This window comes from Streptomyces sp. RPA4-2 (assembly GCF_012273515.2).
In the GTDB taxonomy this organism is placed as follows: Bacteria; Actinomycetota; Actinomycetes; order Streptomycetales; family Streptomycetaceae; genus Streptomyces; species Streptomyces kaempferi.
The window spans coordinates 6,396,396-6,420,701 of the sequence record NZ_CP050975.2 but is presented as its reverse complement, the minus strand read 5'-3'; the positions used below and the strand labels follow the sequence as shown (position 1 = coordinate 6,420,701).

The window sequence follows — 24,306 nt, the reverse complement described above, 5'->3', positions numbered from 1 at the left end:
TCAGCCGGTGACCCGGGGCGGTCGCTGGCAGCGGGGGCAGAAGTAGCTGGACCGGTTCATCCAGGCGCGCCGGCGCATGGGCGTGCCGCACCGGCGGCAGGGCTCGTCCTCGCGCCCGTAGGCGTCGAGTGAGCGGTCGAAGTAACCGGACTCGCCGTTGACGTTGACGTACAGGCTGTCGAAGCTGGTGCCGCCGACGGCGAGGGCCTCGTTCATGACGTCACGGATGTGGCCGAGGAGTTCGGCGGTGCGCGGCCGGGTGAAGCCGGCCACCGGGCGTTCGTAGTGGAGCCTGGCGCGCCAGAGCGCCTCGTCCGCGTAGATGTTGCCGACGCCGCTGATCAGCGACTGGTCCAGCAGGGCGCGCTTGATCGTCGTGCGGCGGGCGCGCAGGGCGGCGTGGAACGCGGCATCGTCAAACAGGGGGTCGAGTGGGTCGCGGGCGATGTGCGCGATGACGTCCGGCAGGCCGTCCGGGGTGGTCTCGTGCAGGGAGAGGCCACCGAAGGTGCGCTGGTCGACGAAGCGCAGTTCGGTGCCCTGCGCGTCGTCGAAACGGACGCGGATGCGCAGGTGCTTCTCGTCCGGGGCGTCCTCCGGCTGCACCAGGAGCTGACCGCTCATGCCGAGGTGCGCGAGTACGGAGAACGGGGAGTCGTCCAGGGGGAGCCAGAGGTACTTGCCGCGGCGCATCGCCGGTCCGACGCGCTGCCCGGCGAGTGCCTGGGCGAAGCCCTCGGGTCCGGCCTGATGACGGCGTACGGCCCGTGGATGGCGTACCTCGGCCGAGGTCACGGTCCGCCCGCTGACCCAGCGCTCCAGACCGCGCCGCACGACTTCGACCTCGGGCAGCTCGGGCACGGCGCTCCTTCGGAGTGTGGTTGCGGGGATGCTCGAACCCCGCCGCGGCACGGACGCTGCGACGGGGTTCGGGCCCTGCGGTTACTGCGCTGCTGCTGGTGCCGCCGGTCCCGCGGGACCGCCGACACCGCCGGTGGGCGGGGTCCACGGTCGCCGCGGGTGCTGCCGGCGTTCTTACGAAGGAATCAGGCCGTGGCCGGATCGCTGGTCGGAGCCGAGGGAGCCTCGGTGGCCTCCTCGGCGGCCTGGGCTGCCTGCTGAGCGGCCTGAGCCACCTGCTCGGCGGCCTGGGCCGACTTCGCGCGCTCGTCCGCGGCGGAGCGGATCGCACGCCACGCGGACTCCGCGGCCTGCTGCTCCGCCTCCTTCTTGCTGCGGCCGGTGCCGGTGCCGTACGAGACGCCTCCGACGCGGGCGGCAGCAGTAAAGGTCTTCTCGTGGTCGGGGCCGGTCTCCGAGACCAGGTACTCGGGTACGCCGAGCCCCTCGGTCGCGGTGAGCTCCTGGAGACTGGTCTTCCAGTCCAGGCCGGCACCGAGGTTCGAGGACTTCTCGATCAACGGGTCGAAGAGCCGGTGGACGAGTTCGCCCGCCGCTTCCAGACCCTGGTCGAGATAGACCGCGCCGATCACCGCTTCAAGGGTGTCGGCGAGGATGGATGCCTTGTCCCGGCCTCCCGTGCCTTCCTCGCCCCGGCCGAGCCGGATGAAGGAGCCGAGTTCGAGGCCGCGGCCCACTTCCGCCAGCGCACGCGAGTTGACCACCGCGGCCCGCAACTTGGCCAGCTGGCCTTCGGGCAGGTCGGGGTGGGTGCGGTACAGCGTGTCCGTGACCACGAGGCCGAGCACGGAGTCCCCGAGGAACTCCAGCCGCTCGTTGGTCGGCAGACCGCCGTTCTCGTACGCGTAGGAACGGTGGGTCAGCGCACGCACCAGAAGGGCGGACTCGAGCTTGTACCCGAGCCGCCCTTCCAGAAGCGTGTGGGACGAGGCTGTGTTCTCCGCCTTTTTCTTGGCGTTAGGTTCCGCCTTGGCGTCAGACATCAGACCTCTCACCGGCCGCTCAGACCTCGAGGACCTGGCGCTTGTTGTAGGTGCCGCAAGCCGGGCACGCGATGTGCTGCAGCTTGGGCTCGTGGCAGCGCTCGCACGCAACCAGGGTGGGGACCGCAGCCTTCCACTGCGACCGGCGGTGGCGCGTGTTGCTGCGCGACATCTTCCGCTTCGGAACAGCCACGGCTACTTCTCCTGCTTCTCGTCGACGTGCGCTGATGGAAGCGCGCCGCCGCTCAACTCGTCCTTCTCGCCGTCTCCGGATGAACCAGCGAGTCCCTGCAGTGCCGCCCAACGGATGTCGACGGCGTCGTGGTGGTGGTCCGGGTCGTCCGCGAGCCGGGCTCCGCATTGGGAGCACAGGCCGGGGCAGTCGTCCTGGCACACCGGCTGCATCGGCAGTGCGAGCACCACCGCATCACGCAGCACGGGTTCGAGGTCGAACAGGCCGTCCTCGATGAAGAGCATGTCCTCGTTATCCGTGGATTCCCCGGCGTCGTCGGCCGGATCCGCTTTGGCGCGGCCCCGGTCGTCGGCGTCAGGGTACGAGAACATCTCCTGGAAGTCCGCGGCGAGCGACTGCTCGAGCGGCTCCAGACACCTTACGCACTCCCCCTCGACCCGTGCACGGGCGGTGCCTGTGACGAGCACACCTTCCATGACCGACTCGAGCCTGAGTTCGAGCTCCACCGGGGTGCCTTCCGGCACTCCGATGACTCCCTGGATCCCGAGATCCCTGGGGGCCTCGATCGTGCGGGTCAGGCGCTGCAGCGCACCAGGACGCCGGCCCAGCTCGTGTGTGTCGAACACGAGAGGGTTGCGGTGGTCGAGGTGGGTGTTCAGAGCCGTTCCTGCTTTCGATCTTCAAAAACTCGAGGGGCCGCCACCCCTGGTGTTCCCGGGCAGCGGCGATCGCGGACGTACACGCGACCGAAGAGCCAGGATACTGGACCTTTCGCTCTCGGCCCAATCCGGTGTCAGCGCCCCTGTTCGTACGCCCTCAGCTGCTCGGCGCTGATCATGGTGGTGTCGAAGAGGCTGGTCTCGTCCAGGGCGTTCGCCTGCGGGTCCAGGGCGTGCGTCGGCTGCTGCGGATAGCCCTGCTGACCGCCCTGGTCGTACCCCTGCTGCTGGTCGTAGCCGTGCTGCGGGTAGGCGGCGTACGGATCGGCCTGCTGGTAGCCGTACGCGTCCTGCTGGGCGTACTGCTGCTGGTAGCCGTAGGGGTCCGCCTGCTGCTGGTACGCGTAGGCGTCCTGCTGCTGCGCGTAGGACGGCTGGGCCGGCACCTCGGGGCTCTGGACGACCCGCTCGGGGACCTCCGAGAGCTCGGCGAGGCCGGCCAGGTAGTCGGCGTCGCTGGTGTGCTGGACGGGGGTCCCGTCCTCGGCGAAGGCACCCAGGTCGCCCAGGTCGTCGCTGGCGATCCGGCCGTGCAGCTTCTGCCGGCCGCGGCCGACGGCCTCCAGGGTCTTGGCGAGGACGGCCTCGAAGGCGCCGAGCTTCACGTCGACGTAGTCGTCGGCGTTGCGGCGCAGCGTCTCGGGGTCGTGGCTGCGCTCGGGGGCGTCCTCGTCCTCGTAGCCCTGCTCGTCGATGCCGGGACCGGTGCCGAGGAGCTTCTCGCGGCCCCGGCCGACGGAGCCGAGGGTCTTGGTGAGGACGACCTCGAAGTTGGCGAGCTTGGAGTCGACGTAGTCGTCGGCCTCGGCGCGGATCTCCTCGGCCTCCTGGCGGGCCTCGGCGAGAATGCGGTCCGCCTCGTTCTGGGAACGGCGGGCGACCTCGGTGTCGGAGATCAGCGAGCCGCGCTCGGCGTGCGCGGTCTCGATGATCCGGTCGGCCTCCATGCGGGCCTGCTCGACCATCTGCTCGCGGCCGCCGATGAGCTCCTCGGCCTGGGCGAGGGAGCCGGGCAGGGCCTGGCGCACCTCTTCGAGCATCGAGAGCAGCTCGGCGCGGTTGACCACGCACGAGGCCGACATGGGCATGGAGCGGGCGCTGCCGACCGCCGAGACGATCTCATCGAGCTTCTTCTGCACGTCCACCGTGTGCTCGCCACTCTCTACAGCTGTGATGGAGACGGACGGTTCGACTGTACGACCACTCCCGCCCCACCCGACACCGGGTGACGGACTGTCAGCCCGTCAGTCCTGGCCGAGCCGCCCCTTCAGCGCCTCCAGGACCACCGGCGGCACCAGGTGGGAGATGTCGCCGCCCCAGGTCGCGACCTCCTTGACCAGCGAGGAGGAGAGGAAGCTGTAGGTGGGGCTGGTCGGGATGAACAGCGTCTCCACGCCCGAGAGGCCGTTGTTCATCTGGGCCATCTGCAGTTCGTAGTCGAAGTCGCTGACCGCGCGCAGTCCCTTGACGATGGCGGGGATGTCCCGCTGCTTGCAGAAGTCGACGAGCAGGCCGTGGTAGGGCTCGACCTGGACGTTGCCGAACTCCGCGGTGACCTCGCGGATCAGCTCGATCCGCTCGTCGACGGTGAACAGGCCCTGCTTCGACTGATTGATCATCACCACGACGTGCACGACGTCGTAGAGCCTGGAAGCGCGGGCGATGATGTCGAGGTGTCCATTGGTGATGGGGTCGAATGACCCCGGACAGACGGCGCGGCGCAACTGTGGTCCCTCGCTCTCCGGTCCGGTCATCGTGCGTCTTCGCACGTAGAGGCGGCGCGACCGTACCAAAAGGTCCCCTCGCCGTAACGACGGGCCCGGAGCGCGTCAAAACCGTCCGGCCACCCGAATTCGCCGCCTCTGGTGCTGCGCTCCACGGTGACGAGCGCATCGCCCGCGAGCCAGCCCTGCGTCCGGAGTGTGAGCAGAATCTCGCGAAGATCGTCGTCCGGCACGGCGTAGGGCGGGTCGAGGAAGACCAGGTCGTACGGTTCCGCGGGCGCCGGTGCCTGAACGATCTGTTCCGCTTTGCCCGGCCTGACTTCGGCGCCGGGCAGGCCCAGCGCCTTCACGTTCTCCCGGATGACGCGGGCGGCGCGGGCGTCGGACTCGACGAGCAGGGTGTGTCCGGCACCGCGGCTGAGCGCCTCCAGGCCCACGGCGCCGGAGCCCGCGTACAGGTCGAGCACGCGCTCGCCCTCCAGCGGGCCGCCGAGCAGGGACTGCCAGGTGGAGAAGAGGCCCTCGCGCGCCCGGTCGGAGGTGGGCCGGGTGCCGGTGCCCGGCGGGACGGCCAGACGGCGTCCGCCGGCCCGGCCGGCGATCACGCGGGTCATGAGGGTCCTTTGCGCTGGTGACGTGTCGGCTGCCAGTGTCTCAGCCGGAGCCCGGATCCCGCCTCCCCGCCCCGCCTCCGGGTGCTTCCCGGGCAGGGGTGCTTCCCGGGCAGGGCTCCCGCCGGTCGCTGTCCGCCCGGTCGGGCACCCTACGGCTCCCGTCGGCCTCGGGAGTTCCTGTCAGCCCTTGTCGAGATACTGCTCGCGTTCCTCGTCCAGGAGCGCCTCCAGGGCGGTGCGCAGACCCGGGAACCCGGCGAGTTCCGGGTCGGCGGCGACGACCGCGGCCGCCTCCTCACGGGCCTCGGCGATGATCTCCTCGTCCTCGATGACGGTGAGCATGCGCAGCGACGAGCGGACGCCGGACTGGGCCTGGCCGAGGACGTCGCCCTCACGGCGCTGTTCGAGGTCGATGCGCGAGAGTTCGAAACCGTCGAGTGTGGACGCCACCGCGTTCAGCCGCTGACGGGCCGGGCTCGCCTCGGGCATCTCGCTGACCAGCAGGCAGAGTCCGGCCGCGGAACCCCGGCCGACCCGGCCGCGCAGCTGATGGAGCTGGGAGACGCCGAACCGGTCGGCGTCCATGATCACCATGGCCGTGGCGTTCGGCACGTTCACGCCGACCTCGATGACGGTCGTGGCGACCAGGACGTCGGTCTCGCCGGCGGCGAAGCCGCGCATCACGGTGTCCTTGTCGTCGGGCGGCATACGGCCGTGCAGGACCTCGACCCGGAGTCCCTGGAGGGGGCCCTTGGCCAGCTGCCGGGCGATGTCGACGACGGCGAGGGGCGGGCGCTTCTCGGCCTCGTCCTCGGGCGACTTCTTCTTGGCGCCCTTCTTCGGGTCGTCCTCCCCGTCCCCGATGCGGGGGCAGACCACGTAGGCCTGATGGCCGTTGCCCACCTCCTCGCGCACGCGCTCCCAGGCACGGGCGAGGAAGTGCGGCTTGTCCGCGGCGGGGACGACATGGCTGGCGATCGGTGAGCGCCCCGCGGGGAGCTGGTCGAGGACGGAGGTCTCCAGGTCACCGAAGACGGTCATCGCGACCGTGCGCGGGATGGGGGTGGCGGTCATGACCAGGAGGTGCGGGGGCTGCTTGCCCTTGCCGCGCAGGGCGTCGCGCTGCTCGACGCCGAAACGGTGCTGCTCGTCGACGACGACCAGGCCGAGGTCGTGGAACTGCACCTTGTCCTCGATCAGCGCGTGTGTGCCGATGACGATGCCGGCCTCGCCGGTGACCAGGTCGAGCAGCGCCTGCCGGCGCCCCGCCACCCCCATGGACCCGGTGAGCAGCACGACTTTGGTGGAGTGCTCGGCGCCGCCCAGCGTCCCGCCCTCGGCCAGCTCCCCCATCATCTCGGTGACCGACCGGTGGTGCTGCTGGGCGAGCACTTCGGTGGGCGCGAGCATCACGGCCTGCCCGCCCGCGTCGACGACGGCGAGCATGGCGCGCAGGGCGACCAGTGTCTTCCCACTGCCCACCTCCCCCTGGAGCAGCCGGTGCATCGGATGCTCCGTCGCGAGGTCGTCGAAGATCTCCTTGGAGACCTTCCGCTGGCCCTCGGTGAGGGTGAAAGGGAGCTTGGCGTCGAAGGCGGTGAGCAGGCCGTCCGGTGCGGGGACGCGGGCCACGGCGGGGAGTTGGGCGTCGGCGTGGCGGCGGCGGGCCAGGGCGACCTGGAGGACGAAGGCCTCGTCCCACTTGAGGCGGGCGCGGGCGTCGCCGATGTCCGCCTTGGTGTGCGGACGGTGGATCTTGAGGAGGGCCTCGGGGAGGGTCACCAGGCCGCGGCCGTCGCGAAGGGAGTCCGGGAGCGGGTCGACGGCTTCCTGGGCGCTGGGCAGTACCGTCTGGACGGCTTTGGCGAGCTTCCAGGACTCCAGCTTGGCGGTGGCCGGGTAGATCGGGATGAGGGCACCGGCCCAGCTGTCGACGCTCTCCACGGCCTCGTCGCCGTCACCGGTCAGCAGTTCGTAGGCCGGGTGGGCGAGCTGGAGGCGGTGGTTGAAGACGGAGACCTTGCCCGAGAACATCGCGCGGGTGCCGGGCAGCAGGTCCTTGTGGGGCTTGTGCACGCCGTTGCCGAAGAAGACCAGCTGGAGGCGGCCGCTGCCGTCCGTGATGGTCACCTCCAGGCGCTGGCCCTTGCCGCGCGGCGCCTTGGAGGAGGCGAAGGTGTGCAGGCGCGCGTCGGCGACCTGGGCGACCACCGTCACATGCTCGTCCATGGGCAGGTCGGCGAGGTGGGTGAGCTGTCCGCGCTCCTCGTATCTGCGCGGATAGTGGTGCAGGAGATCACCGACGGTGTGCAGGCCGAGATGCTCGGCCATCACCTTCGCGGTGGGAGGGCCGAGCACCTTCTTCAGTGGTTCATCGAGCGCGGGCACGAGATCCATTGCACACCACACCACCGACAATGCCGTATACGTCCTGGAAATCCGCTGGTCAGGCGGCTCGTTCGGGCCTAGGATGGCGCGCTCCGGACCTCTTCGCGGTCACCGTCCGCCGGGACCGCCCGACCCCGCGCCGTCGCCCGTCCCCCCACCCTCGGCGCAGCGACGATGGACTCCCAGACCTCACAGCCATCCCAGGCATCCCCGTCACCCCATTCGTTCCAGGTCGACCTGCGTGGTCTGGTGGACCTGCTCTCCCATCACCTGTACTCGAGCCCCAAGGTCTATCTGCGCGAACTGCTGCAGAACGCCGTGGACGCGATCACCGCCCGGCGCGCCGAACAGCCGGACGCGCCCGCCACCGTGCGGCTGCACGCGGCGGGCGGCACCCTGCGCGTGGAGGACTCCGGCATCGGGCTCACCGAGTCCGACGTGCACAGCCTCCTCGCGACGATCGGCCGCAGCTCCAAGCGGGACGACGGCATCCAGGCGGCCCGCTCCGACTTCCTGGGGCAGTTCGGCATCGGACTGCTGGCGTGCTTCGTGGTCGCCGAGCGCATCCGCGTCGTCAGCCGCAGCGCCCGGACGCCCGACGCGGCGCCCGTGGAGTGGACGGCGACCGACGACGGCTCGTACACCGTGCGCACGCTGCCGCACGAGGCCCGTACCGAACCGGGCACCACCGTGCACCTGGTGGCGCGCGCCGGAGCCGGCGAGTGGCTCACCGAGGAGCGGGTGCGGTCACTGGCCCGCGACTTCGGCTCCCTGCTGCCGTACGACGTACGCGTCGGCGACGAGGCGATCGCGGACCTTCCCGCGCCCTGGGACCGCGCCCATCCGAGCCCCGCCACCCGCAGGGTGGCCCTGGCCCGGCACTGCCACGAGCTGTTCGGCTTCACTCCGCTGGACTCGATCGAACTGAACGTGCCGCTCGCGGGGGTACGGGGCGTCGCGTACGTCCTGCCGACCGCGGTCAGCCCCGCGCAGCGCGCGAGCCACCGGGTGCATCTGAAGGGCATGCTGCTGACCGAGCGGGCCGAACAGCTGCTGCCCGACTGGGCGTTCTTCGTGCGCTGTGTCCTGGACACCGACAGCCTGCGGCCCACCGCGTCGCGCGAGTCGCTCTACGAGGACGAGACCCTGGCGGCCGTGCGCGAGGCCCTCGGCGAGCGCATCCGGTCGTGGCTGACGGGACTCGCGGCGGGTGACCCGGAGCGGCTGGCGGCCTTCCTGTCCGTCCACCACCTGGGCGTGAAGTCACTGGCGCGGCACGACAACGAGATGCTGCGCACGATGCTGCCGTGGCTGCCCTTCGAGACGACCGACGGACGGCTGTCCCTGGAGGAGTTCGCGCTCCGCCACCCGGTGGTGCACTTCACGCGCACGGTGGAGGAGTACCGCCAGGTCGCGCCCATCGCCTCCGCACAGGGCATCGGTGTCGTCAACGGCGGCTACACCTACGACAGCGAGCTGGTGGAGGCGCTGCCCTCGGTGCGTCCGGGCGCGGTGGTCGCGGAGCTGGACGCCGACACCGTCACGGCGCACCTGGACGCGATCGACCCCGCCGAGGAGCTGGCCCTCTCGGGTTTCCTGGCGGCCGCGCGCGCCAAGCTCGACCCGCTGGGCTGCGACGTGTCACTGCGCGCCTTCCACCCGCTCTCGGTCCCGGCCCTGCACCTGGACGACCGGGCGGCCCGTCACGAGCAGGCCCGCGCGGAGGCGGAGGAGCAGGCCGACGACCTGTGGGCGGGCATTCTCGGCTCGCTGCGCGGCAGCGCACCACGCGCGCGTCTGGTGCTCAACCATCTCAACCCGCTGATCCGGCGCATCAGCTCACTGCGCGACCCGGAGCTGATCGGCACCGCCACCGAGTCCCTCTACGGCCAGGCCCTCCTGATGGCGCAGCGCCCGCTGCGGCCCGCCGACTCGGCGCTCCTGAACCGCTCGTTCATCGGCCTCCTGGAATGGGCCACCCACACCGACACCGGAGAGGACGACCGCGGATGAGCGGCCCGGCCATGGACTTCGACACCCTGCGCCAGGCGATGGGGGACAACTACGAGCAGCCGGAGGGGCCCGCCCGCAACGCGCGCGCGGAACAGCTGCTCGCCGAGGCGGAGAAGCTGGACATCCCGCTCGCCGTGATCGAAGCGCTCGGACACCAGCTGAAGGTCTACAACTACAGCTCCGAGAAGGACAAGATGTTCGTCCCCTTCGCGCGCCTGCTGCGCCTGTGGGACGAACACCCCGAGGACTTCGACGAGTACGAGATCCACTCGCTGCACTGGGTCTTCAAGTGGCTGTCGGCCGGCATGCTCGACCAGCCGCACATCCCGCTCGCCTCCATAGAGAAGTGGCTCGGCGAGATGGAGTACCGCTACCGGCTCGCCGGTCACTCCGAACGGGCCGTGCGCGGTGCCGAGTTCAGCGTGGCCGCGCACCTGGGGGACATGGAGCGCGCGGAACGCGCCCATGCCGCCTGGCTGGCCGCCGACCGGGACAGCATGGCGGACTGCCACGCGTGCGAACTGCACAGCCAGGGATGGTGGCGGGCCGAGCGGGACGCCGACACGGAGGCGCTGGAGCTGTGGCGCCCGGTCCTGGAGGGCGAGCACAGCTGCGCCCACGAGCCGCACACCGTACTGGCGTCCTCCCTCGTCCCGCTGCTGCGCCTGGGCCGCCTGGAGGAGGCCCGTGCCCATCACCTCCGGGGCCTGCGTCTGGTGCGCCCCATGGAGAGCATGCGCGCGGCCTACGCGGACCACGTGGAGTTCTGCGCGCTGTCGGGGAACGAGGCGCGCGCCCTGGAACTGCTCGCCGAGCGGCCCGCCTACTTCACGGACTCCGGCGACCCGCGCAGCAAGCTCGACTTCATGGCCGTGACCGCCCTGGTGATGGGCCGCCTGACCGGGCTCGGCCTCGGCGGGCGGACGGTCCCTGGACCGGCCGGGCGCGCGTGGACCGCGGCCGAACTCGCCGTCCACGCGCGCGAGCAGGCCCTTTCGCTCGCGGCACGCTTCGACGCGCGCAACGGCACGTCGTACGTCAGCGGGCGGGCGCGGGCGCGGATGGACCGGCGTCCGCTGGTGGACCGGCTGCCGCTGGGCGTGCGCTCGGCACGGCACGTACCGACGGCCACGGCCGCCACCGCGTCGGACCCGGACGCGCGCCCCGGGTCGGTCCCGAGCCCGGACAGGACACCGCGGCCGGGGAACGACGGCCCCGAGCCGGCCACCGGGCCCGACCTGCCCGCGCTGCTCGCCGAGGCCCGGCGGCTGTCGCAGTCCCGCGACCCGGACGCCGTGGCGGCCTGGGCGGCGGTCGCGCGCGCGGCCGAGGGCCTGGAGCTGGAGGTCCGCGACCGCGCGGAGATCGCCGACCACGCGGCGATGGAGCGCGGGCCCGAGGGCATCGGACTCTTCCACGAGGCCGCGGAGCTGTACGACGCGGCGGGCGACCCCGGGGAGGCGCTCGCCGCCCGCGCCCGCGCCGCGTACGTCCTCGCCCTCGTCGGCGGGTCCGAGGAGGCACTGGAGGCCGTCACCGAGTTGCACGAGAAGGCGCTCGCTCTGTTCGCGGACGGCGGGACGGGCGTGTCCCAGACGGCATCCGTGCTGGTGGGACGGGCACGGATCCTGGTGCACCGGGTGCAGGAGGGCGGCGACGCGGACGGGTCCGGGCCGGGGCGGCCCGATGCGGCCGACGCCGACGGGGTCCGGGCCGCCGAGGCGGCCGTACGGGAGCTGCTGGCGCTCGCCGAGCCGCATGTCGCGGACGTACGGATGGCCTCGCGGGCCGCGGAGGCGCAGGCGATGCTCGGCGAGCTCGCGGCGCACTCCGGGGACGCCGCGGCCGCCGCGGAACTGCTCGGACGCGCGGCGGAGGCGTTCGTGGCGGCCGGACTGCCGTCGTTCGCCGTGGAGTACGAGTCCCGGCTCGCCGGAATCGCCCGGCACCTGGGCGACGCGCAGGGCGCCGAGCGGGCCGCACGGGCCGCGCTGGAGCACGGCGGGCCCCGTCTGGAGCCGATGGGGCAGGCACAGCTGCACCTCCAGCTCGCCGAGATCCTCGGCGAGACCGAGCAGGACGCCGCCGCCGCGGAACACGCGCTGGAGGCCGCGCACTGGGCCGACGAGGCCGGGCAGGGGCCCACGCTCGGGGCCTGGGCCCGCCACCAGCTGGGCGGCTTCCTGCTCCGGCAGGGGCGTTGGGCCGAGGCCGCGGAGATCCTGGAGTCGGCGCTGCCCGATCTGACCGGTGACATGCACGGTGACGGTGCCATCGTGCAGACACGGTGGTGGCTCGGCGACTGTCTCACCGAGCTCGGTGAGCACCGGGCCGCGGCCGAGAACTGGCTGCGGGCCGCGGACATCGCCCGGCACTGGCCCGAGCAGCGCGACCACGCGACGCTCGCCCATCTCGCCGCCGAAGCGCTCGGTCGCGCCGGGCTGCCCGCCGAGTCGGAGGGGGCCTACGCCCGGGCCGGCGACCTGTGGCGGGAGCTCGGCAACGTGCACGCGCTGGTGCGGTCGCTGCGGGCGCGGGCCTGGGCGTCCTTGCGTACGGGGGCGGGGCTGGACGCGGCGCGGGAGCTGATGGCGGAGGCGGTGCGGGAGTGCGAGGAGGGGGTGCGGGCGCTTTCCGGGACGGGGAGCGTGGAGGACCCACAGGGCCCGGTCGCCCTCCGTCTCGTCTCCGAACTCGGCCACACCCACCGGCAGTTCGGCGACCTCGTCGCCCGGTCGGTCACTGACGACACGCAGGAGGGCGTCGCCCGGGGGCTCTTCGGGGAGGCGTTGGGTCATGTCACGCGGGCCGTATCGGTGTTCGCGCCCCTGGGGGACGAGGCGCTCGACGCGCGGACCGGGGCGGAGCTTGCCGCGGGGTGGCTGGAGGCGGACCTGCTCCGGGCCGCCGCGGCGGCGCGGGCGCGCGGTGTTCTGGCCGCTTACGCGGGGGGCGTCGGAGGGGGACGGGGCCGCGGGGGCGCGGTGTGCCGAGGCGGAGAACATGCTGAGGATGATGGAGGAGCGGGGTAAGGAGTGAGGCGTGGGGGGTGACCGGAGCGGGGACCCACGTCCACCTGGCTTACCAACCACCTTGTCTTCGCCCCCGCCGCCCCTACCCGTCCCATCCCGTACCTGGGGCTGCGCCCCCAGACCCCCGGTCGGCCTTAAGGGCCTTGTCCTCAAACGCCGGACGGGCTGACTACCCAGCCCGTCCGGCGTTTGAGGACGAGTTCTCGGGCGATTGCGGGGGTCTGGGGGCGCAGCCCCAGGGATGGGACGGGTAGGGGCGGCGGGGGCGAAAAACCCCGGGGTGCGCTGGGCCGGCGGTGCTATTCCACGCCGATCAGCAGCAGCGCACCCTGCCGACCCCCTCGATACACCACCGTGTCGACCGCCAAGTACGTCTCCCTGACCCGGGATTCGAGACGCGCCGCGATGGCACCGGGCGCCTCGTCACCGAGGACGAGCGTCACCATCTCACCACCGGCGGCGAGCATACGGTCGATGACCGCCTCGGCCGTGGCCGCGATGTCCGCACCGATCACGGCCACATCCCCCTCGATGAGACCGAGTACGTCCCCGGCCTGGCAGATGCCCGCCATGGTCCAGGACTGCCGCTCGGCGACGGCGACCTCCGCATACCGGGTGGCACCCGCCGCCGAGGTCATGGCGACGACGTCCTCGTCGAAGCGCCGCCCGGGCTCGTGCACGGCCAGCGCGGCGATGCCCTGGACCGCGGAACGGGTCGGGATCAGCGCGACCCGCACCCCCTCCGTACGGGCCTGCTCCGCCGCGGCCGCCGCGGTGTGCCGCAGGTCGGCGTCGTTGGGCAGCAGCACCACCTCGCGCGCGTGGGCCCGCCGTACGGCGTCCACGAGCTCGCCGCTGGCGGGCGGCTCGCCGGGCCGCGCGAGCACGGTGGTCGCCCCGGCCTCGGCGTACAGCCCGGCCAGTCCCTCGCCGGGCACCACCGCCACGACGGCCCGCTGCGCCCGCTCCCGGGGCGGCAGCCCCGCCGCACCCGCGGTGTGCGCGTCCCCGAGCCCGAAGTGCGTGATCCTGATGCGGTGCGGCCGCCCGGCCTCCACGCCCGCCTCCACCGCGGCGCCCGCGTCGTCCACATGGACGTGGACGTTCCACAGTCCGTCGCCGCCGACGACCACGAGCGAGTCCCCGAGGCGGTCGAGCCGGTCGCGCAACCGCGTCACCGCCGCGTCCTCGGCCTCCAGGAGGTAGATGACCTCGAAGGCCCGCCCTCCGTCGTCCGGCCGGTCGTCCGCGCACCCGGGGCCGGCGTGCCCGGCGTCGACGCCGGGAGCGGGACGGGCGCCGGCGACCGCGGTGGCCTCGGTCACGGGCCCGGCCGCCATGGCCACCCGCGTGTGCACCTCTCCCAGCGCCCACCCGGCGCGCGGCGACTCCCCCGTGAACGTCTCCACCAGCGCCGCCAGGACCGCCACCAGCCCCCGCCCACCCGCGTCGACCACACCGGCACGGGCCAGGACGGCGAGTTGCCGGGGGGTCGCCACGAGGGCCGCCCGCGCTCCCTCGTAGGCCGCGCGCGCGACCGTGCCGCAGTCCCCCTCGGCGCCGCCGGCCGCTTCGGCGGCGGCGGAGGCGACCGTGAGGACCGTGCCCTCGACCGGATGCGCGACGGCGTCGCGCGCGGAGTCGGCGGCCTGCCGCAGGGCGAGACGGAGTGCCTCGGCATCGGTGCGAGCGCTCTCACCGGCGGCGGCCAGCACCAGCGCCATACCGCGCAGCAGCTGCGCGAGGATCGTCCCGGAGTTGCCGCGGGCCCCGATCAGCGCCCCGTGCGCCATCGCCCGCACGGCGTCGGCGAGTGTGGGCCGCCCCTCCCCCGCGCTCGCGCGGCCGTCGCCCGCGTCGGCGACCGTCTCGTGGCCCGCGAAGACCGCCTCCACCGCCGCCGTCGCCGACTCCACGGTCAGATAGAGGTTCGTCCCGGTGTCCCCGTCGGCCACCGGATAGACATTGATGGCGTCGATCTCCTCGCGGGCCCGTCCCAGCGCCTCCAGCGCGAGGCCGCACCAGGTGCGCACCGCGAGAGCATCCAATGTCTGCGGCACCTGCGGCACCTGCGCCTCCTTGAGCTGCTGGACGTGGGACGCAGCGTAGACCCAGAGCGGGTTACTGTCGGTAGTGGGTCCGGAGGAGGGCCGGGGCCGGTCCCGGGGCGGCCATGGTAGTTTCGTTCTCCGGACGCAGTCGTTGTATGCTGCTCCAGTTGCCCGATTCCGATCGGGTCTTCCCCCTGGCACCGCCACTCAGATCCTAGATCTTGATCCCGGCATGCCGGGATCCACCGTAAGTGCATCTGAAGTCTTTGGAGTGACCCGTGGCTGCCAACTGCGACGTCTGCGGCAAGGGGCCGGGCTTCGGCAACAACATCTCGCACTCGCACCGCCGTACGTCCCGCCGCTGGAACCCCAACATCCAGCGTGTACGTACCGTGGTGAGCGGGACGCCGAAGCGCGTGAACGCTTGCACCTCGTGCATCAAGGCCGGCAAGGTGACGCGCTGACAACCGCCAGCGCGCGGCCACTGCTGGTTCGCTTGCACTGAACCCGTCCACCTCACGGTGGGCGGGTTTTTTGCCGTCCGCACACCGGCGCACGGGACGCAGACGTACAGGACACGGACTCCCAGGCCACAAGCGCCCGGGACACCGACCCATGGGCAAGCGCGGCGCACGCCCTCGACGCGCACCGCACCGGCCCCGACGGCCTCACGACTCGATGTCGCCGAAGTGGTCCCAGCCGCCCTTGCTGGTCCACGGTGCGCCGTCCACCGTGACCTGCGGCAGCGCGGAGGGGTTGAGGACCTCGCCGATCACCTTCCAGCGCGCGGGCAGCTTCACGTCCGGCGGGAAGGCCGCGACGATCGCGTGGTCCTCGCCGCCGGTGAGCACCCACTGGATCGGGTCGACGCCGACGGCCTGGCCGATGTCGTTCATCTGCGACGGGATGTCGATGGCGCCCGAGCGGATGTCGATCCTGACCTTGCTCGCCTCGGCGATGTGCCCCAGGTCGGCGATCAGCCCGTCGCTCACGTCGCACATCGCCGTCGCGCCGAGCCCGGCGGCCGCGGGACCCGCGTGGTACGGCGGTTCGGGGCGCCGGTGCGCCTCGACGAAGGCCCGCGGCGAACGGAAGCCGCGGGAGAGCACCGCGTGTCCGGCCGCCGACCAGCCCAGCCAGCCCGTCACGGCGATCACGTCGCCGGGCTGTGCGCCGCCCCGGGTCACCGGTTCGTGGTTGCGCAGATCGCCGAGCGCGGTGATCGCGATGGTGATGGTGTCTCCCCGTACGACATCGCCGCCGACCACGGCCGCGCCCGCGACCTGGCACTCGTCGCGCAGCCCGTCCATCAGCTCGGACGGCCAGGTGGCCGGCAGTTCGGCCGGTACGACCAGACCGAGCAGCAGCGCGGTCGGTACGGCGCCCATCGCGGCGATGTCCGCGAGGTTCTGGGCGGCCGCCTTGCGCCCCACGTCGTACGCCGTCGACCAGTCGCGGCGGAAGTGCCGGCCCTCCAGGAGGATGTCGGTGCTCGCCACGACCCTGCGGTCGGGCGCGGCCACCACCGCGGCGTCGTCGCCGGGGCCGACCCGGACCGCCGGGGTGGTGGTCAGACGCGAGGTGAGCTCCTTGATGAGCCCGAACTCCCCCAACTCGCCCACGGTGCCCTTCATCGTCGTACTGCTCCCTCTGCCGCCACCGGTGCCCGGTAGCGAGCCGTCTCTGTCCTCGGTACGGTCGAGTTGACCGTCAACTTGTGCAGTCCGCGCACCCCGGCGCGCAAGCCACAGTCCCCGCGGGTCTCCCCGCGGCGAGCGGCGACGCGATACCGTGGCGTTCCTTTTCCCCACATGATCCTCGTGGCCGCCCTGGAGGTTCCGTGGTACAGGCGTACATCCTGATCCAGACGGAGGTCGGCAAAGCGTCGACCGTCGCCGAAACGATCAGCAAGATCCCGGGGGTGATCCAGGCCGAGGACGTGACAGGACCGTACGACGTGATCGTGCGGGCCCAGGCCGACACCGTGGACGATCTCGGCCGCATGGTGGTCGCGAAAGTCCAGCAAGTGGATGGCATCACCCGCACCCTGACCTGCCCGGTGGTGCACCTCTAGCCCCCGTCTACCCTTGGCCGGTGAACTCTTCCCGTCACCGGCACACCACTCTTCTCGGGCTGCCCGTTCTCGCCCTGCTGATCTCCGCCACGGGCTGCTCCTCAGCAGACGACGGCGCCTCGGCCGTGGTTCCCGGTCCGGACGCGAAGGTCTCCGCGCTGTGCCAGAACCTGGACAAGGTGCTGCCGAAGAAGGTGGACGACCTCGACCGGAACGATCCCGAGCCCCGGTCCGCGCTGACCGCGGGCTGGGGAAGCCCGGCGATCATACTGCGCTGCGGTGTCGAACGACCCTCGAAGATGAGCGACGAGGACGCGCTCAGCGGCGAGGTGAACGGCGTCGGCTGGCTGATGGAGAAGCAAAGCGACGGGGCGTACCGCTTCACCAGCAGCCTGCGCCGGGCGTACGTCGAGGTCAGCGTGCCGAAGAAGTGGGCCGAGCGGGACGGTTCGGCCGCGCTCGTCGATCTGGCGGCGTCCATCAAGAAGGCGATCCCCGCGGGGATCGCCGACTGAGACGAACGGACGGAACCTGACGGAACGAGCCGGGCCGGGCCGCGGTGGCCGGATCGAACCGGAGCGACCGGACCCGCCGGAGTGACCGGACCGGAGAGGCCCGGGTCCAGTGACTAGCGCAGGCCCGTGGAGCGCCGCAGCGCCGCCTGCACCAGGAGGTCGACCAGCTCCGGGTAGCCGACCCCGGTCTCCTCCCACATCCGCGGGTACATGGAGATCGGCGTGAAGCCCGGCATCGTGTTGATCTCGTTGATCACGAACTCACCGTCCTCGGTGAGGAAGAAGTCCGCGCGGACGAGACCCTCGCACGACGCCGCGTCGAAGGCCTCGACCGCCAGGCGCCGCACCTCGGCGGTCTGCTCCTCGGTGAGCGGCGCGGGCACGATGCCCGGGGCCGAGTCGATGTACTTCGCCTCGAAGTCGTAGAAGTCGTGGGACTGCACCGGCGGGATCTCGGCCGGCACGCTGGCGCGCGGGCCGTCCTCGAACTCGAGGACCCCGCACTCGATCTCACGGCCGCGCAGCAGCGCCTCCACGATGATCTTCGGGTCGTGGCGCCGGGCCTCCTCGAAGGCCTCCTCGAGACCTTCGAAGGAGTCGACCTTGGTGATGCCGAACGAGGAGCCGGCGCGGGCGGGCTTGATGAACAGCGGCCAGCCGTGCTCCCCCGCGAACTCCGCGATCCGCTTGCGGGCGCCGGCCGGGTCGAGCTCCCACTCCCGGGGACGGATCACCGTGTACGGGCCCACCTTCAGCCCGAAGGAGGTGAAGACCCGCTTCATGTACTCCTTGTCCTGGCCGACGGCCGAGGCGAGCACGCCCGAGCCGACGTACGGGACCCCGGAGAGCTCCAGGAGGCCCTGGAGCGTGCCGTCCTCGCCGTACGGGCCGTGCAGCACGGGGAAGACGACGTCGACCTCGCCCAGGGCCTTGGGGACGGATCCGGGCTCGCTGTAGACGACTTCGCGGTTGGACGGGTCGACGGGCAGGATCACGGCGCCCTCGTCCGACTCCGCGAGGAGGTCCACGCTGGGCTGCTGCCGGTCGACGATGGCCATCCGCTCCGGCTCGTCGGCGGTGAGCGCCCAACGGCCGTCCAGGGTGATGCCGATCGGCAGGACGTCGTACTTCGTACGGTCGATGGCGCGCAGGACGGCGCCGGCCGTGACCACGGAGATCCCGTGTTCGGAGCTGCGCCCGCCGAAGACGACGGCCACGCGCGGCTTGCGAGGCGCCTGCTCAGGGCTCTGGGGGAGGTTCTCGGTGCTCATATCGCGTTGAGAGTACCCGGTGGTACGGCGCTGAGTCAGCGCCCCGCTGCGGCCGTTGCTCAGCGTCGCGCGAGTGGTCGCACAGCGTTGATCCCCGGTGTCGCGGGAGCCGCCGTGAAGCGCTCTCCGGCCGGTGCCGGGGCGGCACTCCGACGGCTCAGCGGCGTTCGGGCTTCGCGCTGCGCGACATCAGTTCCTTGAGCGCGACGACCGGCGGCTTGCCCTCGTGGACGATGCCGACGACCGTCTCGGTGATGGGCATGTCGACACCGTGCCGGCGGGCCAGATCCAGCACGGACTCACAGGACTTGACGCCCTCGGCGGTCTGCTTGGTGACCGCGATGGTCTCCTGCAGGGTCATGCCCCTGCCGAGGTTGGTGCCGAAGGTGTGGTTGCGCGAGAGGGGCGACGAGCAGGTGGCCACCAGGTCACCGAGGCCCGCCAGTCCGGAGAAGGTCAGCGGGTCGGCGCCCATGACGAGCCCGAGCCGGGTGGTCTCGGCCAGCCCGCGCGTGATGAGCGAGCCCTTGGCGTTGTCCCCGAGGCCCATCCCGTCCGCGATGCCGACGGCGAGACCGATGACGTTCTTGACCGCGCCGCCGAGTTCGCAGCCCACCACGTCGGTGTTGGTGTACGGGCGGAAGTACGGGGTGTGGCAGGCGGCCTGGAGGCGCTGGGCGACCGCTTCGGAGGTGCAGGCGACGACGGCGGCGGCCGGCATCCGGGCGGCGATCTCCCGCGCGAGGTTGGGCCCGGTGACCACGGCGACGCGGTCGGCGCCGACCTTGGCGACGTCCTCGATCACTTCGCTCATCCGCATGGCGGAGCCGAGTTCGACGCCCTTCATGAGGGAGACGAGCACGGTGTCCGGCTCCAGCAGCGCCACCCAGCCGGCGAGGTTGGCGCGCAGGGTCTGCGAGGGCACCGCGAGCACGGTGAAGTCGGCGTCGCGCGCGGCCTCGGCGGCGTCGGTGGTGGCCCGCAGGTTCCCGGGGAGTTCGACGCCCGGCAGGTAGTCCGGGTTCGTGTGCGTGGAGTTGACCGCTTCGGCGAGTTCCGCGCGCCGCCCCCACAGGGTGACCTCGCACCCCGCGTCGGCGAGCACCATGCCGAAGGCCGTACCCCACGACCCGGACCCGAAGACGGCCGCCTTGACGGGCTTGCTCACGTGCCCTGCCCCTCTTCCCGCTGTGCCTGCACCTGCGCCGTTCCCTGGGCGTGGATCCGGGCCTGGGCCTGGGCCTGCGCCTGGGCCTTCTCCTGGGCCGCGGTGCGGCGGCGCTGCTCGATCCGCACCTGACGCGGGTCGTAGGGCGTCTCGGGCGCCTTCTCGCCGCGGATCTCCTCCAGCAGCGCGGTCACGGCGGCCATGATGACCTCGGTGGCCTCCTTGAGGAGGTCCGGGCTCATCTCCCGGTCGTAGAAGCGCGAGAGGTCCACGGGGGGACCCGCGAGTACCTGGTGGGTCTTGCGCGGAAGGAGGTTGGGCTTCTTGGCGTACGGCGGCAGCAGTTCGTTGGCGCCCCACTGGGCGACCGGGATCACCGGGCACTTGGTCTGCAGGGCGACCCGCGCGGCGCCGGTCTTGCCGGTCATCGGCCAGCCGTCGGGGTCACGTGTGAGGGTGCCCTCGGGGTAGAAGGCGACACATTCGCCGCGCTCCACGGCGTCGATCGCGGCCCGGAAGGCGCTCAGCGCGTCGGTGCTCTCGCGGTAGACGGGGATCTGTCCGGTGCCGCGCATCGCGGCCCCCACGAATCCCTTCCTGAAAAGCCCGGCCTTGGCCAGGAAACGCGGAACACGCCCGGTGTTGTACTGATAGTGGGCATACGCGAACGGGTCCACATGCGAATTGTGGTTCACCGCGGTGATAAATCCGCCCTCGGCCGGAATGTTCTCCATTCCGCGCCAGTCCCGCTTGATCAGAACCACGAGCGGCGGTTTGCAGAGAACCGCTGCGAAGCGGTACCAGAAGCCGATTCTGCGGCGGGGCACGCGGGCACCTTCCTCTTAGAGCCTGGGGGGCCGGACAAGTGTCGCCCCAGGCCGCCAGTCTGTCGAGAACACCGTACGCCCCGACGTCCGGACCGCCAGGGCCACCGGGTCACAATGGGCGCGACAAGGCAGGAACGGAGCGCCGGTGCAGTGGACGTTGGTCGTACCCCTCAAACCCCTGGCGCGCGCCAAGAGCAGGCTGTCGGACACCGCCGACGACGGAGTGCGTCCGGGGCTCGCCCTCGCGTTCGCGCAGGACACCGTGGCGGCCGCGCTGGCCTGCGGGGCGGTAGGTGATGTGGCGGTAGTCACGGACGACGCGCTGGCCGGGCGGGAGCTGGCGGCGCTGGGGGCGCGGATCGTCCCGGACGAGCCGGGTGGCGGCCTGAACGCCGCGCTGGCGCACGCGGCGGCCGTCGTACGTTCCCGCGGCCCCGAATGCGCGGTGGCGGCCCTGAACGCCGATCTGCCCGCGCTGCGCCCTCTGGAATTGGCCCGGGTACTCGACGCCGCGGCTGAATTCCCGCGCGCTTTTCTCGCCGACGCGGCGGCAATCGGGACCACCCTGCTGGCCGCCTCACCGGGCCGAGAATTGCGCCCCGCTTTCGGCACCGATTCCCGTGCCCGGCATCGCGCCTCGGGCGCCGTGGAACTCCTCCTCACGGCGGTGGATTCGGTACGTCAGGACGTGGACACAGGCGACGACCTGCGCGCGGCGCTCGCCCTGGGCGTGGGCCCGCGCACGGCCACGGTGGCGGCCAAACTCCTCATCCCGGGCCAGCCCGGCACCTGACGCCGGGCCGCGATGGGGGGCCACGGTGGGGGCCACCGTGGCGGAGGACGTGACGGGGCGCCGCACGGCACCGAGCGGCCGTGGGCACAGCGCCGGGCGTGGCCGGGTGCTGTGCCCTCCGCGGACAGGTCGGGGGACGCCGCAGGCCCTGTGCCGGGCCCGGCACAGGGACCGACAGGTCGCCGGACGGGCGGAGGGGCCGACGTCATGCGCTCGATGTGCGGGTGCCCTCGCAGGTCCGAGGCGTGGACGGTTCGTGGTTGTCCCGTCCGCGAAGGCCCGGCATCGGGTGCGGGCACCGGGCCGGCGCAAGGCCTGCGCGGCCCGGCATCAGGGGCACGGGGCCGCCGTCAGGCCCGCAGGGCCCCGTACCGGGGGCACGGCGGGCCCGCGAGGCCCCTCGTCCCCACCGCGCCGCCCGGCCCGCAGGCCTCGTCGCTGTCGCGCCTCGCACCCGCGACGGGCGGCGCCGGTGTCAGGCCGCCCCTCCGGCCTCGCGCCTCGTGCCGGGCCGCTCCGGAGCCCGGACCCCGGAGCTGGTGTCAGGCCGCTCCCGGAGTCATCGTCGGACGTCGGATGCCCCTGCATCCGTAAACCGGTCCACCCGCACACCGGGACACCGGGACACCGACGCACGACGGACGCCCTCTACGTCGGTCGGCACCGGCCAAGCACGGCGCCCGAGGGCAAGTCCAGGAGGCCCGCGCACCGGGGCGGGAACCGGGCCCGGGATGCCAGGGCCGACGAGGTGGCCGCGCTTCCGCCCAGTCCCCCGGTACGCACCCCCGGCGGGACCGGCGCTGGATAAACTCCCGGCATGCAGGCGACCGCGTACACGTACGACCCCGACACCCGTAGCGGGCAGGTGCTGCTCGACGACGGCACCCCCGTGCCCTTCGACGGCGCGGCGTTCGACGCCGGCGGCCTGCGGCTGCTGCGCCCGGGGCAGCGCGTGCGTATCGAGACCGAGGGCGACGGCGCGGCACGGCGGATCACCCTCGTGACGCTCCAGACGTTCTGACCGGGGCCTTCGGACCGTCCCCGGACACGCCGCGGGCCGGGCTCCCCGTGGGAGCCCGGCCCGGCGCGTGAGGTGCCCTGCGCCCCTGCTTCTCAGCGGGCGGTGGTCTTCTTGGCGGTGGTCTTGCGAGCCGTCGACTTCTTGGCGGGGGCCTTCTTGGCGGTCGCCTTCTTCGCCGGGGCCTTCTTGGCGGTGGCCTTCTTCGCCGTCGTCTTCTTCGCCGCGACCTTCTTGGCCGTCGCCGTGGTCTTCTTGGCGGTCGCCTTCTTGGCCGTCGTCGTCTTCTTCGCGGCGGCGGTGGTGGTCTTCTTCGCGGCCGTCTTCTTCACGGCGGCGGTGGTCTTCCTGGCCGTCGCCTTCTTGGCGGTGGTGGCCTTCTTGGCCGCGGCCTTCTTGACGGTGGCCGAGGCGCCGCCGGAGAGGCTGCCCTTCGGGGCCTTCTTGACCGCCACGTCGTTCTTCGGGAGCTTCTTCGAGCCGCTCACCAGGTCCTTGAAGCCCTGACCGGCGCGGAAGCGCGGCACAGAGGTCTTCTTGACCCGAACACGCTCACCCGTCTGCGGGTTGCGGGCGTAACGAGCCGGACGGTCGACCTTCTCGAAGGAACCGAAGCCGGTGACCGAGACCCGGTCCCCGCCGACAACTGCACGGACGATGGCGTCCAGTACGGCGTCGACCGCGTCGGCGGCCTGCTGACGCCCGCCGACCTTGTCGGCAATCGCTTCTACGAGCTGCGCCTTGTTCACGTCTTCCCCTTCGGAGACATTGCCCGAACGAATGCGTTCAAGCTTTTTCGCACGTTAGGCAGATATATACCGCAAATCAAACACGAAACGGGCTAATCACCCTTGTGCCGCAACGAACTCGGGCTGCAGCGCGGTACCTCAGCGTTCCCCTTCGAGGAATCGGCCCTCGTCGAGGTCGGTGGTGAACCGCTCCAGCCGCCTTGCCGCGTCGGCGAGATCGTGCTTGGCCACGGCCGTAATGACCAGCAGCTTCCGGGTCAGCGCCATCCGTACGCCCTCCGGGACTTGCAGTGCACGCACTCTTGTGTGCGCTTCCTTGAGTTGGACCGCGACTGCCGTATAGAGCTCGAGTTGGCCGTCGTGTTCCATGCACAGATTGTGCCATCTGGGGCGAGTTGTCGCCTGCCCAGGGGGTAACTGCCGCGCCCCCAGGGGGTCCTGGACGCCTCCGGGCGCCATCGCCGCAACAAGCGCCTGTCCAGGCAATTCCCTTTGCGACTGCGGTAGTTGGAGCCCTTCGAAGCGACGCACGGAGGCCCTCCGGGGGCAGACACAGCTGTACCCCCAACCGTCCACGATTGGGGGTACAGAGGGGTGTTGCGGTGGCTGAAATCAGCTGTGCGACGGCCGCGCGGCGGGTCGCGCCGCGCGCCGGGCGTCAGACCTGGAGCGTCTTCGGCTTGTACGACGGCCGCTTGGCCTCGTACTCCGCGATGTCGCCCTCGTTCTGGAGGGTGATGGAGATGTCGTCCAGGCCGTTCAGCAGCCGCCAGCGGGCGTTCTCGTCGAGCTCGAAGGCGGCGGTGATGCCCTCGGCGCGCACCTCACGGGCCTCCAGGTCGACCGTGATCTCGGCCTGCGGGTCGTTCTCGGTGAGTTCCTGCAGCGCCTCCACGGTCTTCTGCTCCAGAACCACTGTGAGCAGGCCGTTCTTGAGCGAGTTGCCCCGGAAGATGTCCGCGAAGCGGGACGAGACGACGGCCTTGAAGCCGTAGTTCTGCAGCGCCCAGACGGCGTGCTCGCGCGAGGAGCCCGTCCCGAAGTCCGGGCCGGCGACCAGGACCGTGGCGCCCTTGCGCTCGGGCTGGTTGAGGATGAAGGAAGAGTCCTTGCGCCAGGCCTCGAAGAGCCCGTCCTCGAAACCGTCCCTGGTCACCTTCTTGAGCCAGTGAGCGGGGATGATCTGGTCGGTGTCGACGTTGCCGCGGCGCAGCGGTACGGCCCGGCCGGTGTGCGTGGTGAATGCTTCCATG

The 24,306-nt window shown here is 71.9% G+C and carries 22 protein-coding genes and 1 pseudogene; 7 read left to right on the top strand and 16 right to left on the bottom strand.

The window, feature by feature from the left end:
* From mutM to recG, 8 genes are all read right to left on the bottom strand, one after another.
* Positions 1-861 carry a bifunctional DNA-formamidopyrimidine glycosylase/DNA-(apurinic or apyrimidinic site) lyase gene (gene mutM, locus HEP85_RS28220; RefSeq protein WP_168530414.1) on the bottom strand — a complete coding sequence of 287 codons (861 nt, stop codon included), beginning with the start codon at positions 859-861 and terminating at the stop codon, positions 1-3.
* A gap of 185 nt (positions 862-1,046) precedes the next feature.
* Positions 1,047-1,904, bottom strand: a complete 858-nt coding sequence (gene rnc / locus HEP85_RS28215) for a ribonuclease III (RefSeq protein ID WP_168530413.1) — start codon at positions 1,902-1,904, stop codon at positions 1,047-1,049.
* 19 nt (positions 1,905-1,923) lie between these two features.
* A complete protein-coding gene (rpmF, locus tag HEP85_RS28210) occupies positions 1,924-2,097 on the bottom strand; it encodes a 50S ribosomal protein L32 (RefSeq protein WP_006139588.1) in 174 nt (57 codons plus the stop codon).
* A 2-nt stretch (positions 2,098-2,099) separates the two neighbouring features.
* A complete protein-coding gene (locus HEP85_RS28205) occupies positions 2,100-2,756 on the bottom strand; it encodes a DUF177 domain-containing protein (RefSeq protein ID WP_168534098.1) in 657 nt (218 codons plus the stop codon).
* Between the two features lie 134 nt (positions 2,757-2,890).
* The gene (locus HEP85_RS28200) at positions 2,891-3,961 is read right to left on the bottom strand and encodes an ATP synthase F0 subunit B (RefSeq protein ID WP_168530412.1); all 1,071 of its coding nucleotides are present in this window, start codon (positions 3,959-3,961) and stop codon (positions 2,891-2,893) included.
* 99 nt (positions 3,962-4,060) lie between these two features.
* Positions 4,061-4,540, bottom strand: a complete 480-nt coding sequence (gene coaD, locus HEP85_RS28195) for a pantetheine-phosphate adenylyltransferase (RefSeq protein WP_211118255.1) — start codon at positions 4,538-4,540, stop codon at positions 4,061-4,063.
* A 26-nt stretch (positions 4,541-4,566) separates the two neighbouring features.
* Complete coding sequence (gene rsmD / locus HEP85_RS28190) at positions 4,567-5,154, bottom strand: 16S rRNA (guanine(966)-N(2))-methyltransferase RsmD (RefSeq protein ID WP_329527492.1); 588 nt, start codon at positions 5,152-5,154, stop codon at positions 4,567-4,569.
* 180 nt (positions 5,155-5,334) lie between these two features.
* Complete coding sequence (gene recG, locus HEP85_RS28185) at positions 5,335-7,551, bottom strand: ATP-dependent DNA helicase RecG (RefSeq protein WP_168530409.1); 2,217 nt, start codon at positions 7,549-7,551, stop codon at positions 5,335-5,337.
* Positions 7,552-7,716: 165 nt separating this feature from the next.
* On the opposite strand from recG, the gene HEP85_RS28180 reads away from it, so the two are divergent.
* Together HEP85_RS28180 and HEP85_RS28175 are read left to right on the top strand one after the other, a co-directional pair.
* Positions 7,717-9,555, top strand: coding sequence for an HSP90 family protein (locus HEP85_RS28180; protein ID WP_168530408.1), 1,839 nt, complete (start codon positions 7,717-7,719; stop codon positions 9,553-9,555).
* A gap of 11 nt (positions 9,556-9,566) precedes the next feature.
* Positions 9,567-12,594, top strand: a pseudogene (locus HEP85_RS28175) (tetratricopeptide repeat protein).
* Between the two features lie 292 nt (positions 12,595-12,886).
* Here HEP85_RS28175 and HEP85_RS28170 read toward each other — a convergent pair.
* Positions 12,887-14,656 (bottom strand): DAK2 domain-containing protein, encoded by a 1,770-nt coding sequence (locus tag HEP85_RS28170; RefSeq protein ID WP_369657869.1) that lies wholly within the window; start codon positions 14,654-14,656, stop codon positions 12,887-12,889.
* A 260-nt stretch (positions 14,657-14,916) separates the two neighbouring features.
* On the opposite strand from HEP85_RS28170, the gene rpmB reads away from it, so the two are divergent.
* A complete protein-coding gene (gene rpmB / locus HEP85_RS28165; RefSeq protein ID WP_168530407.1) occupies positions 14,917-15,102 on the top strand; it encodes a 50S ribosomal protein L28 in 186 nt (61 codons plus the stop codon).
* 204 nt (positions 15,103-15,306) lie between these two features.
* Here rpmB and HEP85_RS28160 read toward each other — a convergent pair whose 3' ends face one another.
* Positions 15,307-16,272, bottom strand: coding sequence for a thiamine-phosphate kinase (locus HEP85_RS28160; RefSeq protein WP_168530406.1), 966 nt, complete (start codon positions 16,270-16,272; stop codon positions 15,307-15,309).
* Positions 16,273-16,478: 206 nt separating this feature from the next.
* On the opposite strand from HEP85_RS28160, the gene HEP85_RS28155 reads away from it, so the two are divergent.
* Together HEP85_RS28155 and HEP85_RS28150 are read left to right on the top strand one after the other, a co-directional pair.
* Positions 16,479-16,712 carry an Lrp/AsnC family transcriptional regulator gene (locus tag HEP85_RS28155; protein WP_003997603.1) on the top strand — a complete coding sequence of 78 codons (234 nt, stop codon included), beginning with the start codon at positions 16,479-16,481 and terminating at the stop codon, positions 16,710-16,712.
* A gap of 20 nt (positions 16,713-16,732) precedes the next feature.
* Positions 16,733-17,227 carry a DUF3515 domain-containing protein gene (locus tag HEP85_RS28150; protein WP_168530405.1) on the top strand — a complete coding sequence of 165 codons (495 nt, stop codon included), beginning with the start codon at positions 16,733-16,735 and terminating at the stop codon, positions 17,225-17,227.
* Positions 17,228-17,340: 113 nt separating this feature from the next.
* Here the strand turns inward: HEP85_RS28150 and HEP85_RS28145 are convergent, their stop codons facing one another.
* The 3 genes from HEP85_RS28145 to HEP85_RS28135 form a co-directional block, all read right to left on the bottom strand.
* Positions 17,341-18,498, bottom strand: coding sequence for a D-alanine--D-alanine ligase family protein (locus tag HEP85_RS28145; protein WP_168530404.1), 1,158 nt, complete (start codon positions 18,496-18,498; stop codon positions 17,341-17,343).
* Positions 18,499-18,655: 157 nt separating this feature from the next.
* Positions 18,656-19,666 carry an NAD(P)H-dependent glycerol-3-phosphate dehydrogenase gene (locus tag HEP85_RS28140; protein ID WP_168530403.1) on the bottom strand — a complete coding sequence of 337 codons (1,011 nt, stop codon included), beginning with the start codon at positions 19,664-19,666 and terminating at the stop codon, positions 18,656-18,658.
* Entirely contained in the window at positions 19,663-20,493 is an 831-nt protein-coding gene (locus tag HEP85_RS28135; protein ID WP_168530402.1) for a 1-acyl-sn-glycerol-3-phosphate acyltransferase, read from the bottom strand. The genes HEP85_RS28140 and HEP85_RS28135 overlap by 4 nt, the downstream gene beginning before the upstream one ends.
* A gap of 145 nt (positions 20,494-20,638) precedes the next feature.
* On the opposite strand from HEP85_RS28135, the gene cofC reads away from it, so the two are divergent.
* Entirely contained in the window at positions 20,639-21,286 is a 648-nt protein-coding gene (cofC, locus tag HEP85_RS28130) for a 2-phospho-L-lactate guanylyltransferase (protein ID WP_329527486.1), read from the top strand.
* Between the two features lie 817 nt (positions 21,287-22,103).
* The gene (locus tag HEP85_RS28125; protein WP_099943501.1) at positions 22,104-22,307 is read left to right on the top strand and encodes a hypothetical protein; all 204 of its coding nucleotides are present in this window, start codon (positions 22,104-22,106) and stop codon (positions 22,305-22,307) included.
* Positions 22,308-22,399: 92 nt separating this feature from the next.
* On the opposite strand, the gene HEP85_RS28120 is transcribed toward HEP85_RS28125, so the two are convergent.
* From HEP85_RS28120 to leuD, 3 genes are all read right to left on the bottom strand, one after another.
* A complete protein-coding gene (locus HEP85_RS28120) occupies positions 22,400-23,053 on the bottom strand; it encodes an HU family DNA-binding protein (protein ID WP_168530400.1) in 654 nt (217 codons plus the stop codon).
* A 138-nt stretch (positions 23,054-23,191) separates the two neighbouring features.
* Positions 23,192-23,422, bottom strand: a complete 231-nt coding sequence (locus HEP85_RS28115) for a hypothetical protein (protein WP_168530399.1) — start codon at positions 23,420-23,422, stop codon at positions 23,192-23,194.
* 289 nt (positions 23,423-23,711) lie between these two features.
* Entirely contained in the window at positions 23,712-24,305 is a 594-nt protein-coding gene (leuD, locus tag HEP85_RS28110) for a 3-isopropylmalate dehydratase small subunit (RefSeq protein WP_168530398.1), read from the bottom strand.
* Between the last annotated feature and the right edge of the window lies 1 nt (position 24,306).

Excerpts from the sequence above, each read along its gene's own strand:
- rnc (WP_168530413.1), bottom strand. The coding sequence starts at position 1,904 with ATGTCTGACGCCAAGGCGGAACCTAACGCCAAGAAAAAGGCGGAGAAC.
- rsmD (WP_329527492.1), bottom strand. The coding sequence starts at position 5,154 with ATGACCCGCGTGATCGCCGGCCGGGCCGGCGGACGCCGTCTGGCCGTC.
- recG (WP_168530409.1), bottom strand. The coding sequence starts at position 7,551 with ATGGATCTCGTGCCCGCGCTCGATGAACCACTGAAGAAGGTGCTCGGC.
- HEP85_RS28180 (WP_168530408.1), top strand. The coding sequence starts at position 7,717 with ATGGACTCCCAGACCTCACAGCCATCCCAGGCATCCCCGTCACCCCAT.
- HEP85_RS28160 (WP_168530406.1), bottom strand. The coding sequence starts at position 16,272 with ATGAAGGGCACCGTGGGCGAGTTGGGGGAGTTCGGGCTCATCAAGGAG.
- HEP85_RS28145 (WP_168530404.1), bottom strand. The coding sequence starts at position 18,498 with ATGAGCACCGAGAACCTCCCCCAGAGCCCTGAGCAGGCGCCTCGCAAG.
- HEP85_RS28125 (WP_099943501.1), top strand. The coding sequence starts at position 22,104 with ATGCAGGCGACCGCGTACACGTACGACCCCGACACCCGTAGCGGGCAG.
- HEP85_RS28115 (WP_168530399.1), bottom strand. The coding sequence starts at position 23,422 with ATGGAACACGACGGCCAACTCGAGCTCTATACGGCAGTCGCGGTCCAA.
- leuD (WP_168530398.1), bottom strand. The coding sequence starts at position 24,305 with ATGGAAGCATTCACCACGCACACCGGCCGGGCCGTACCGCTGCGCCGC.